The sequence below is a fragment of the Staphylococcus sp. FSL K6-0223 genome (genome assembly GCF_038008285.1).
Map to the genome: position 1 here is coordinate 245401 of NZ_JBBOYX010000001.1, position 13577 is coordinate 258977.

Sequence of the window (13577 nt, forward strand, 5' to 3'; positions counted from 1 at the left end):
TCAACGTCAACAAGTGTGAGTGACTCAACAAGTGCAAGCACATCATTAAGTGCATCAACGTCAACAAGTGTGAGTGATTCAACAAGTGCAAGCACATCATTAAGTGAGTCAGCATCAACAAGTGTGAGTGATTCAAATAGCGCAAGCACATCATCAAGTGAATCAACGTCAACAAGCGTGAGCGATTCAAATAGCGCAAGCACGTCATTAAGTGGATCAACAAGTACGAGTCTTTCAGACTCAACAAGTGCAAGTACGTCATTAAGTGAATCAACATCAACAAGCGTGAGCGATTCAACAAGTACAAGCACATCATCAAGTGAATCAACGTCAACAAGCGTGAGCGATTCAAATAGCGCAAGCACATCATCAAGTGAATCAACGTCAACAAGCGTGAGTGATTCAACAAGTGCAAGCACATCATTAAGTGGATCAACAAGTACGAGTCTTTCAGACTCAGCATCAGAAAGTGCGAGCGACTCAGCATCAACAAGCGTGAGTGATTCAACAAGTGCAAGCACATCATTAAGTGAGTCAGCATCAACAAGTGTGAGTGATTCAACAAGTGCAAGCACATCATTAAGTGCATCAACGTCAACAAGTGTGAGTGATTCAACAAGTGCAAGCACATCATTAAGTGAGTCAGCATCAACAAGTGTGAGTGACTCAACAAGTGCAAGCACATCATTAAGTGCATCAACATCAACAAGCGTGAGCGATTCAAATAGCGCAAGCACGTCATTAAGTGGATCAACAAGTACGAGTCTTTCAGACTCAGCAAGCGCAAGCACGTCATTAAGTGGATCAACAAGTACGAGTCTTTCAGACTCAGCAAGCGCAAGCACATCATTAAGTGGATCAACATCAACAAGCGTGAGTGATTCAACAAGTGCAAGCACATCATTAAGTGAGTCAGCATCAACAAGTGTGAGTGACTCAACAAGTGCAAGCACATCATTAAGTGCATCAACGTCAACAAGCATGAGTGATTCAACAAGTGCAAGTACATCATTAAGTGAGTCAACATCAACAAGTGTGAGTGATTCAACAAGTGCAAGCACATCATCAAGTGACTCAGCATCAACAAGTGTGAGTGATTCAACAAGTGCAAGCACATCATTAAGTGAGTCAGCATCAACAAGTGTGAGTGATTCAACAAGTGCAAGCACATCATTAAGTGGATCAGCATCAACAAGTGTGAGCGATTCAAATAGCGCAAGCACGTCATTAAGTGGATCAACAAGTACGAGTCTTTCAGACTCAGCAAGCGCAAGCACATCATTAAGTGGATCAACATCAACAAGCGTGAGTGATTCAACAAGTGCAAGCACATCATTAAGTGAGTCAGCATCAACAAGTGTGAGTGACTCAACAAGTGCAAGCACATCATTAAGTGAGTCAGCATCAACAAGTGTGAGTGATTCAACAAGTGCAAGCACATCATTAAGTGGATCAACATCAACAAGCGTGAGTGATTCAACAAGTGCAAGCACATCATCAAGTGAATCAACGTCAACAAGCGTGAGCGATTCAAATAGCGCAAGCACATCATCAAGTGAATCAACGTCAACAAGTGTGAGTGATTCAACAAGTGTAAGTACATCATTAAGTGAATCAACATCAACAAGTGTGAGTGATTCAACAAGTGCAAGCACATCATTAAGTGAGTCAGCATCAACAAGTGTGAGTGATTCAACAAGTGCAAGCACGTCATTAAGTGAATCAACATCAACAAGTGTGAGTGATTCAACAAGTGCAAGCACATCATTAAGTGGATCAACGTCAACAAGCGTGAGCGATTCAACAAGTGCAAGTACGTCATTAAGTGAATCAACATCAACAAGCGTGAGCGATTCAACAAGTGCAAGCACGTCATTAAGTGGATCAACGTCAACAAGCGTGAGCGATTCAACAAGTGCAAGTACGTCATTAAGTGAATCAACATCAACAAGCGTGAGCGATTCAACAAGTGCAAGCACATCATTAAGTGAGTCAACATCAACAAGCGTGAGTGATTCAACAAGTGCAAGCACATCATTAAGTGAGTCAGCATCAACAAGTGTGAGTGATTCAACAAGTGCAAGCACATCATTAAGTGGATCAGCATCAACAAGTGTGAGCGATTCAAATAGCGCAAGCACGTCATTAAGTGGATCAACAAGTACGAGTCTTTCAGACTCAGCAAGCGCAAGCACATCATTAAGTGAGTCAGCGTCAGAAAGTGCGAGTGACTCAGCATCAACAAGCGCATCAGATTCAGCATCAGAAAGTGCGAGCGACTCAGCATCAACAAGCGTGAGTGATTCAACAAGTGCAAGCACATCATTAAGTGAGTCAGCATCAACAAGTGTGAGTGACTCAACAAGTGCAAGCACATCATTAAGTGCATCAACGTCAACAAGTGTGAGTGATTCAACAAGTGCAAGCACATCATTAAGTGAGTCAGCATCAACAAGTGTGAGTGACTCAACAAGTGCAAGCACATCATTAAGTGCATCAACATCAACAAGCGTGAGCGATTCAAATAGCGCAAGCACGTCATTAAGTGGATCAACAAGTACGAGTCTTTCAGACTCAGCAAGCGCAAGCACATCATTAAGTGGATCAACATCAACAAGCGTGAGTGATTCAACAAGTGCAAGCACATCATTAAGTGAGTCAGCATCAACAAGTGTGAGTGACTCAACAAGTGCAAGCACATCATTAAGTGCATCAACGTCAACAAGCATGAGTGATTCAACAAGTGCAAGCACATCATTAAGTGGATCAGTATCAACAAGCGTGAGTGATTCAACAAGTGCAAGTACATCATTAAGTGAGTCAACGTCAACAAGTGTGAGTGACTCAACAAGTGCAAGCACATCATTAAGTGGATCAACATCAACAAGTGTGAGTGACTCAACAAGTGCAAGTACGTCATTAAGTGGATCAACATCAACAAGTGTGAATGACTCAACAAGTGCAAGCACATCATTAAGTGAGTCAGCATCAACAAGTGTGAGCGATTCAACAAGCGCATCTGAAATGCAACATTCAATGCATCATGCACATAGTCATTCTCAACTTCCTAAACACCATGAAGATTTACCTGAAACTGGTGAAGACAATTCAAATTCTTCAATACTTGTTTCAGCTGTTGCAGCAATGTTGACTGGTTTAGGTATGATTAGAAAATCTCGTAAAAATAAAAAAGATAATGATAGACAAAGACGTTAATAATTAAAAAGTAAGAGAACTTTAAAAGGCTAATGACTTCTCTCTTACAATTGAAAAATTAATAGTTGTTTATAACGAAGGATTTAAATGTCTATTAATATGAGTCAGGTGTCTTTTCTAAAAAATAGAGACTAAAGCATAATATTTGGTAAATAGTTTTAATTTAAGTACCAAAATAATTTATGTCTTTAGTCTCTTTGATATAATTAAACAAACGTTATTTTAAAAATTTAGGTGGAATTATGTTCAAAGAACAAGAATATAAAGTGTTATATAAAAGAATTATTTTTACGTGTTTTATTTTAGTCATTTATATTTTAGGAAGTCATATTTCAATCGTTAGTTCTAATTCTTTTCATAGTGGCAATGATAGCTTTTTTAAACTTGCTATATCTAACGTTGGAGGAGATCTTACAAATTTAAATATTTTTTCATTAGGTCTAGGTCCTTGGTTAACATCGTTAATTCTAATCATGTTATTGAGTTATAGAAATATAGATAAAATAACGAAACAAACACGTGCAGAAAAACATTATAAAGAGAGAATATTAACGTTACTATTTGCAGGTTTTCAAAGTTATTATGTAATTAACACATATATAAATAATAATTTTATTAAAGATAATAATATAATATTACTCATGCTGACTTTAATTACAGGTGCCATGCTATTAGTTTGGTTAGCTGACCAGAATATCACTTATGGCATCGCTGGACCTATGCCAATTGTACTTATAAGCTTAATTAAATCACTATTTAATAATCAGCATTTTGAAAGCATACACATCAATCCTTTACTAATTATTTTAACCATTATAGCTTTAATAATTGCCTTATTATTATTGTTATTTATTGAATTAACAGAGTATAGACTTAGTTATAGAGATATTATGAATAATGCAAATAAAAAATCGCCAACGTATTTAGCTTGGAAATTAAATCCAGCGGGTAGTATTTCAATTATGATGAGCTTATCTGTATTCGTACTTTTAAATAATTTAATCCACCTTATTGGAGCAATTTTTGGAAAGCATTTGAATTTGTATTTCTTAAGTTTTTCTAATCCAATAGGTATAACAAGTTACTTTGTTATTCAAATTATATTGAACTATGTCTTGTCTCGCTTTTTAATTAATACGAAAAGAAAAGCTGATGAATTTTTAAAAAATGGAAATTACTTTGACACTATTTATCCAGGCAAGGATACTGAACGTTTTTTAAATCGTAAAGCTCGAAAAGTATGTTGGATTGGAGCAATTATCGTAGCATTGATTCTTGCTTTTCCAATGTATTTGACATTACTTGCACCTGGTTTTTCTAAAGAAATATATTTTTCAGCACAACTTATTATATTGGTATACATCAGTATTAATATAGGAGAAACAATACGTACATATTTATATTTTGACCGTTATAAAGAAATTTTAAATAAATATTGGTAGGAGATTGTTATGAAACAGTTTATACCTGCATGGTATGACTCTAAAAATTGGTGGAATAGCACTACACAACCGTTTTATATAAAAAGAAAAGTCACAGAATTTGACGATATGATTAGTTTAATTTCTATGCATCAAAAAAATAATTCACAGTTCAATACCATTATTTTAAATTATCAACCGATGCTAAGATTATTTCTTCATAGACACGGAGTATATGAAATGTCTTATTGGTCACTTTTTGATGATATTCAAGGGGTAGCCCAAATGTCGCCACAAGCGATAGATTATAGAGATTTAGAATGGCCAGAAGATACCGAGTTTATCTATACGCCATTTCAAGTTATAGCAATTACCAGTGAAACTACTTATTCTAAAATGAATTTTAGCCAAGAAGGTTATCTCTTCGAAATAGAAACATATAAAGAGAAGTCATTGCAAGTTAAATATTTATTTGATGATAGAGGATTCATTTCTTCAATTGAAAAGTTTCAAAATAATGGACAACCTAGTTATAAAGAATATCTAGATATTAATGGTCATACTATTATGATACAAAGTCTTATAACACAAAAAGTTGAAATTTCTCGTGATTTTTATAGTCAATTTGAAAAAATAGAGTATTCGAGTATTGAAGAGATTATTTATGAAAAATTAAGTCAATATTATTTTAAATATATAGAACATCATGACAACGTCATCGTCGCAGCTGATCAACATCATAACGACATGATTAACAAGATATTTGATTTAAAAAATCTTTGTTTTTCAGTATTTACTCAACGTAATCGAACATTAGAGGAATCAATATTACAATCTATTATTCAGGCACAATATTGTATTGTAGATACATTAGAAAATGAACAACTTATTAAAGATTTTGTGAAAAAGCATGATATCGCTAACCACTTTAGTTTAATGCGTATTACACCCTTCGATGTACAAACGCTACCTAATATGAGTAGTCAACTCTATGAAACCAATATTGGAGTTTGGATAGATAGTTTAAATGAAGTAAGACTCAAAGAATTAATAGATATACTTATACAATATAGTGTAGAAAGAGAAAATATCAGATTGCATTTATTAACTAGAAAAAATGATACTGATATTCCAGAATGGCTTACTTATAAAATTAAAAATACTAACGAACAATTAAATAAAAATGAGGAACAGTTATCTTTAGAAGTACGAGATATTTTAGAAACAGAAGTTGAAGAAATTGAATATATTAAACTTATTTTTGTACCTTTTGAGGAGCATTTATTGAAAGAAATGTCTCACTTACGAGTAATGATAGACTTAGGAAATGAGCCTGACTTATACTTGCAAATTTCAAGTATCAGTGTAGGTATTCCGCAAATAAATCAACTTAAAACGAATTATGTTGACCATAAACTAAACGGTTTAATTATTAATGATACGTCTGAATTGATTATGGCTCTAGATTTCTATCTATTAAATCTTAAAAATTGGAATTATTCATTTGCACACTCTATAAAATTAAGTGAAGACTTCAGTTCTTCTAAGATTATTACACAGTTAAACCATTTGATTGAAGGTGAAAATAATGGGACGTAAATTTAGAGTACTACAAATAGGAGGACATGATTTGGGTTCACTATTTAAGGAAAAAGAAGATGTCGAATGGGATTATCTTGACGATGCAGTATTTCATTTTGAAAGTGGATATATTGATGCAGTTCAAGAGATTATAAAGGTCTATGGTGAATTCAATCTTGTCTTTGTGCAAAGTCCATATTCACAATCACTCATGAAACTATTACATTTAGTGAGTGTCCCGCATAATACAGTCATAGATTTTCATGTATGGTCAGATCTCTTTGAAAATGATTCTTTAGTAAGATCTAAATTAATAAAACCTTTATATTATGAAAATGAAGAAATGTTACACCATAAATTATTTTCAGTCACTTTCGTGAAACAATATGGTGATAGAGTTTCTCCTATAAAAGTAATGGTCAATCCTAGTTTTAAAGGAGAATATCATTATCAAGGAAATAAGGCACTCGTACTTGAGGGAGATTTTGGAATGGAGTTTACACCATTACTTACATGGACACAAAATCTTGTTAATGATGCAAATATAGTTAACGAAATTTGGCCTGAATATACGATAGAAGGAGATATTGATCTTGAATATACGCTACGAATATTTCCATTTGGATCAACGGATATACCAGAAATGACCTTTCACTATCACCAAAAAGACTTATTGAACCCCATTCAATTACCACGATTATCTTATCAAGCTAATATAAGTGTGTCACTTAAAGCAAAAGGAAAAGGTAAGCTTAGTGTTGGAGCAGTACATAAGAGATGGTCACGTCTTGAAATGGGTCAATTTATTATGGGGGGACAACGATTTTCAGATGATTCTAGGGACGAATTTATGTATTACTTTAATCCGGGTGATATGAAACCACCACTTAATGTTTATTTTAGTGGGTATCGACCAGCCGAAGGATTCGAAGGTTTTTATATGATGAATAAAATGAATGCCCCATTTATCTTAATTAGTGATCCAAGGCTAGAAGGTGGCGCATTTTATTTAGGATCAGAGGAGTATGAACAAAAAATCATTAAGGTAATCAAAGAAGCTTTAGGATTTTTAAAATTTAAAGACAATGATTTAATATTATCTGGATTATCTATGGGGTCATTTGGTGCACTTTATTATGCTACTGTGCTTGAACCAGCTGCAGTTATTATAGGTAAACCACTTATAAATATTGGTACGATTGCGAATAATATGAAACTACTTCGCCCTAATGAATTTGGCACTGCTAATGATGTGTTATTAGCAAATGAGGGGGGGATTTCAAAACAAGATATTGCTAACATGGATCAACGTTTTTGGAATAAATTAGAACATAGTCATCTTTCAGATACCATATTTGCAATTGCATACATGAAGCATGATGATTATGATGCCATGGCATTTCACAATATATCACCTATATTAAGCAAACAACGTGCACATGTGATGAGTCGTGGTGTACCAGGTCGTCATAATGATGACTCACCAACAATAACAAACTGGTTTATTAACTTTTATAATATGATTTTAGAAGATAGTTTTGGGAGAGATTCACATGCAAGCACTAAATAATTATCGTATTGAATGGCGCTATATCCATCCTTCAACATTTATGTATGGAACGATATTACAGTTTAAAAAAGAAGGTACGTTGTTTAAAAACCCGCTTATGCCTTCAGGAACAGTGATTCATGCTTGGCATATGCTCACACGCTTTGATATAGACAAGGCAGTACCCTCTCTTCCAATTTTAAGAAAAGGGTATCATTATGAAATTAAACTAAATTTCGACGTTCAACCTCCACGTGCTGCATACGTTAAAGTCACATTTTATCGAAAAAATGATTCTGAATTGTCGTATTTAATTATTGAAAAGGAAGATGAAATCACAGAATTTAAATTTCCTCAAGAAGCCTATGCTTATAAAATTGAACTTATCAATTCTGGATTAAATTTTCTTTTATTTCATAATATCATTATTAATGAGTCAGAAAATAAACATCCTAAACATGATACCACTACAGATAAAATTGAAATAATAAATAAAGTTATTCATCAGACCAACACTACTAATGGAGGGATATCATATGGCAAATCGATTGAATGATATGATTAATCGTATGCGCTTAAAACGAATAGATAAACTACTATCTGAAGTCAATCGCTATAGTCAATTATTTGCCACATATTCTGATGAAGCGCTTCAAGCCAAAACTATCGAGTTTAAACAACGATTAAAAGATCAAAAATCATCTCTAAATCAATTATTACCAGAAGCTTATGCTACGATACGTGAGGCATCTAAACGAGTGTTACATATGTATCCAAAAGACGTACAAGTCATGGGCGCTATAGTGATGCATCAAGGAAATATCGCTGAAATGCAAACAGGTGAAGGTAAAACATTAACTGCAACGATGCCTTTATATTTAAATGCATTAAGCGGGAAAACAGCTTATCTTATTACGACAAATGATTATTTAGCGAATCGAGATTTACAAGAAATGAAGCCATTATACGAATGGCTAGGTTTAACAGCATCCCTAGGTTTTGTAGATATACCTGATTATGAATATGATGAGGGAGAAAAAAAGAAATTATATAATCACGATATTGTCTATACGACGAATGGGCGTTTAGGATTCGATTATTTATTTGATAATCTTGCTGACCATATTAATGCAAAATATTTGCCAGAACTTAATTTTGCAATCATCGATGAGATTGACTCTATCATATTAGATGCGGCGCAAACACCTCTTGTTATCTCAGGTGCACCACGTGTTCAATCAAATTTATTTCATATTGTTAAATTATTTATTGAGACATTAGAAGAAGATGAGCATTTTAAAGTAAATTTAAATAAGAAAGAAGTTTGGCTCACTAAAGAAGGAATTGAAAAAGCAAATCATTATTTTAAAGTCGACAATATGTATAAGATTAAATATTTCGATTTAGTCCGTGTTATTAACTTATCATTACGTGCAAAGTATCTTTTTCAAGATAACTTAGACTATTTTATTTATAACGGAGAAGTGGTATTAATCGATCGTATTACTGGACGGATGTTGCCAGGTACTAAGCTTCAATCCGGACTACATCAAGCACTTGAAGCAAAAGAAAATGTCGAATTATCGCAAGATTTTAGTGTTATGGCAACAATTACTTTCCAAAATTTATTTAAGCTATTTAATAAATTTTCAGGTATGACAGGAACTGGAAAACTTGGAGAAAAAGAATTTTTTGAATTATATTCAAAAATAGTGATTCAAATCCCAACCCATCATCCAATTATACGCGAAGACAAAGAAGATAGAGTTTATGTGAAATCTGATGATAAAAACAAAGCAATACTTGAACAGATAATTCATATTCATCAAACGAAGCAACCCGTATTACTTATTACGCGCACCGCTGAAGCTGCTGAATTTTTTTCTGCCCAATTATTTGAACAAAATATCCCGAATAATTTATTAATTGCTCAAAATGTAGCAAAAGAAGCACAAATGATTGCAGAAGCGGGACAGCAAGAAGCTGTCACCGTGTCTACAAGTATGGCAGGAAGAGGAACAGACATCAAACTTGGTAACGGGGTATACGAACTAGGTGGACTAGCAGTTATTATTAATGAACATATGGAAAATAGTAGAGTGGATCGACAACTCCGTGGCCGTGCTGGAAGACAAGGAGATCCTGGACAGTCTCAAATATATGTTTCGTTAGATGATTATATTGTAAAACGATGGAGTAATACCAAATGGGCTAATAATGATAAAATCAAAAAAATAGATTACCAAAAATTACAATATAGTCCATTTTTTAGAAATAAAGTGAGAAATATTGTGAAAAAAGCACAACGTGTGTCTGAAGAAACAGCGATGGTTAATCGAGAAATGGCAAATGAGTTTGAGAAAAGTATAGGTATCCAACGTGAACATATATATAAAGAACGTGATCGTATTTTGGCAATAGATGATTTTAAAGAATTTGATTTTGAACAATTAGCACGTGATGTTTTTGAATATGACATTAAAACAAAGTATATAGTCACTGAAAACGATGTAATTCATTATATTTACAATCATCTAAGTTTTAATTTTAAAGATGAAACGATGACTCAATATCTTGAATCTAGAGAAAGTATTATCAATTTCCTTCTTCAGCAATTTAATAAACAATTGGAAAAGAATCTTAATACTGTTAATGATGCGTATTTAAAATTAAGATTTTTACAAAAAGCAATCCTTAAAGCTATTGATGTCGAATGGATCAATCAAGTAGATCAATTACAACAATTAAAAGCAAGTGTGAATAATCGTCAAAACGGCCAACGTAATGCGATTTTTGAATATCATAGAGTAGCATTAGAAACATATGAACATATGACAATGAATATTAAAAGAGAAATGATTCGAAACTTATGTCTAAGCATTTTAACATTTGATAAAAAGCAAGATTTAGTGATACATTTCCCATAAAGTTGAGGTGTTGTTTAGTGACCATTTATAATATAAATTTTGGAATTGGCTGGGCAAGTAGTGGAGTAGAATATGCACAAGCTTATCGCGCCAAATTATTAAGACAAATTAATCAATCAGCTAAATTTATTTTTTTAGATTTTATTTCATCTGAAAATATTCAAACATTAACCCACAATATTGGCTTTAAAGATGATGAGGTTATATGGTTATATCAATATTTTAGTGATATTAAGATAGCACCCACGACATATACGATTGACCAACTGATTCAAGATTTAGGTAATCCTGTTACTGCACGTATTCAAACAGGAAAAGTGTTACGTTTATATATTGGTAATAATCAATCTTATGTAAGTTGCTATTTAAAAGAGGAAGATAAAGAAGTTGTAGATCGTGCTGAGTTTGTTGTGAATGGAATGCTGATACGAAAAGATTATTATAGTTATGTTCGTACGTTTTCAGAGTATTATGCACCAAAGGATAATCGTGCCAAAGTGTATATGAGACAGTTTTATAATGAAGATGGTTCTGTGGTATATCGAGAGTATATTGATGGAAATTCGAGTATATATGTGTTTGATGATGCTAGATTATACAGTAAACAACAGTTTGTAGCTTATTTCATGCAACAGTTACATTTAACTTCGGATGATATAGTCATTATTGATCGTTCTACAAAAGTAGGGCAAGCTATTCTTGAAAATAAAGGTCCTAGTAAAGTAGGAATTGTAGTTCACGCTGAACATTATAGTGAAAATTCAACAGATGATACTCATATTTTATGGAATAATTTCTATGAATATGTATTTTCTAAAGCACCTTTTATTGATTTTTATATTACGGCCACAGATTTACAAAATAAAATCTTATCTGAGCAATTTAAAAAATACACATCATATCAACCACGAATACGCACGATTCCAGTAGGCAGTTTGCAACAGCTTAATTATCCTAAGGAACATCGTCAACCTTACTCGATGTTAACTGCCTCAAGACTGGCTAGTGAAAAACATGTAGACTGGATTGTTAAAGCAGCAATTAAAGCTAAAAAAGAAGTACCTAAATTAAGGTTTGATATATATGGGCATGGTGGCGAAAAATCAAATATTGAAAATATTATTAAAGAAAATCATGCAGAAGATTATATTCAATTAAAAGGACATGTCAACTTAGATGATATTTATATGAATTATGAATTATTTGTTTCTGCTTCTACAAGTGAAGGGTTTGGGCTTACTTTAATGGAAGCAGTAGGTTCTGGTCTTGGTATGATAGGTTTTGAAGTCAATTACGGCAATCCTACATTTATTGAAGAGGGTAAGAATGGATATCTCATTCCAATCGATAAAGACAATCAAAATATAGAAGATATTACTGATAGCATGGCAAAAAAAATCATTCAATATTTCAATAAAGGATTAACACGTCCTCATGACATGTCTTATAAAATTGCAAAACCTTATGAAACAACAAATATCACGCAAAAATGGCAAAATTTAATTAATGAGGTGCTACAATGATTAATTTATTTGAAACATTTAATGATGCATCACAAAAATTACAACAATCTCTGTATCTTGCAGATTATCGACATCCAACAATTGTGATGGATGACAATGGTTTTTTACCTGATGATGTCATATCACCTTATAAATTTTTTGCTAATTATAAACAATTTAAAGATGATACACCAACTTTTTTTAATGAGGTGAATATTCCTCCTTTATGGGAAATTGCGGGAAATCAAAATATTGCAGAAATTATTGATAATGGCAAAGTGAGAGGACGCATATTTTACCGTGAACATTTTAAAAATAGAATTGTAAATTTTGTTGAATGGTTTGATGAAAAAGATCGTTTACGTTCAGTCGATCATTACACTAAAGAGGGAGTCAAATTTGCACAAACGGTATATGATTTAGAAAAAGAACCCATCTTAAAAACATATGTGAATCGTGAAGGTAAAGAAGTCATATATGAAAACTTTGTTACCAAAGACATTGTGCTGGATTGGAAGGGTCAATCTTATTTCTTTGCATCCAAACATGACTTCATTATTTTCTTTTTGAATCAATTAGATATAGATATTTCTAAGATTATTATTAATTCTCTTGCAACCCCATTTTTTGTACTTTATTATTCTGATTTTATTAAACAAGCCGTACTATTTTGGCAAGAAAATAGTGAGAGTCATGTCCCAGGAAATATGAAACTCCTATTAGATAAAGAGCAATGTCAGACATCGGTTATTATTCCAGATAAACAAGAATATGAACGTATTATAAGCCATATCGAAGCAAATTATATAGATAATATTCAATCAGCGGGATATTTATATGATTATCAAAGGAATAATAAATATACAAAACGCATACTGAATTTAACAAATTCCGATGATATTCCATATATTGAAGAATTGATAAAATTACATCCAGAGTTTGAATTTCATATCGGCGCGATAACTGAAATGTCTTCTAAATTATTAAATTTAGAGCAGTATTCAAATGTAGTGCTTTATCCAACAGTTACGCCAAAAACAGTTGATCGTTTGTTTAAAAAATGTGACATTTATTTAGATGTTAATCATGGTGGCGAAATTTTAAATGCACTTGAAAGGGCTATGTTAAACAATCAACTGATACTTGGTTATAAAGAAACAATACATCGACCTTCTTTTGTGGCAGATGACAATATAATTTCAATGCAACACTATCATGACTTAAGTAATATCTTAAATATTATTGTGAAAAATAAAGAACAATTTAAAGAACGACTTAAACAACAAAAGTTACACAATAATCAAATTGATAAACGACAATTTAAAAAGACTTTAAAACAAATATTAGGATTAATTTAAGTATTTAGAGTTTAGGAGTGATA

At 32.7% G+C, this 13577-nt stretch carries 8 protein-coding genes; all 8 read left to right on the forward strand.

Annotated features, from left to right (window positions below; genetic code table 11):
* The first annotated feature begins 2943 nt into the window (after positions 1-2943).
* The 8 genes from MHI13_RS01175 to gtfB all read left to right on the forward strand — a co-directional run bounded on the left by MHI13_RS01175 (position 2944) and on the right by gtfB (position 13554).
* Positions 2944-3216: an LPXTG cell wall anchor domain-containing protein gene (locus MHI13_RS01175; protein WP_235444184.1), complete on the forward strand. Its 273-nt coding sequence runs from the start codon at positions 2944-2946 to the stop codon at positions 3214-3216.
* A gap of 242 nt (positions 3217-3458) precedes the next feature.
* Complete coding sequence (secY2, locus tag MHI13_RS01180; protein WP_054105823.1) at positions 3459-4658, forward strand: accessory Sec system protein translocase subunit SecY2; 1200 nt, start codon at positions 3459-3461, stop codon at positions 4656-4658.
* Positions 4659-4667: 9 nt separating this feature from the next.
* The gene (gene asp1, locus MHI13_RS01185; RefSeq protein ID WP_054105824.1) at positions 4668-6236 is read left to right on the forward strand and encodes an accessory Sec system protein Asp1; all 1569 of its coding nucleotides are present in this window, start codon (positions 4668-4670) and stop codon (positions 6234-6236) included.
* On the forward strand, positions 6226-7788 hold the full coding sequence (gene asp2, locus MHI13_RS01190; protein ID WP_049382159.1) for an accessory Sec system protein Asp2: 1563 nt from the start codon (positions 6226-6228) through the stop codon (positions 7786-7788). The genes asp1 and asp2 overlap by 11 nt, the downstream gene beginning before the upstream one ends.
* On the forward strand, positions 7772-8323 hold the full coding sequence (gene asp3, locus MHI13_RS01195; protein WP_049382160.1) for an accessory Sec system protein Asp3: 552 nt from the start codon (positions 7772-7774) through the stop codon (positions 8321-8323). The genes asp2 and asp3 overlap by 17 nt, the downstream gene beginning before the upstream one ends.
* Positions 8304-10694 (forward strand): accessory Sec system translocase SecA2, encoded by a 2391-nt coding sequence (gene secA2, locus MHI13_RS01200; protein WP_054105825.1) that lies wholly within the window; start codon positions 8304-8306, stop codon positions 10692-10694. Before asp3 ends, secA2 begins: the two co-directional genes overlap by 20 nt.
* 17 nt (positions 10695-10711) lie before the next feature.
* Positions 10712-12217 carry an accessory Sec system glycosyltransferase GtfA gene (gene gtfA / locus MHI13_RS01205; protein WP_049382162.1) on the forward strand — a complete coding sequence of 502 codons (1506 nt, stop codon included), beginning with the start codon at positions 10712-10714 and terminating at the stop codon, positions 12215-12217.
* The gene (gtfB, locus tag MHI13_RS01210; protein WP_070519021.1) at positions 12214-13554 is read left to right on the forward strand and encodes an accessory Sec system glycosylation chaperone GtfB; all 1341 of its coding nucleotides are present in this window, start codon (positions 12214-12216) and stop codon (positions 13552-13554) included. Before gtfA ends, gtfB begins: the two co-directional genes overlap by 4 nt.
* The last annotated feature ends 23 nt before the right edge of the window (positions 13555-13577 follow it).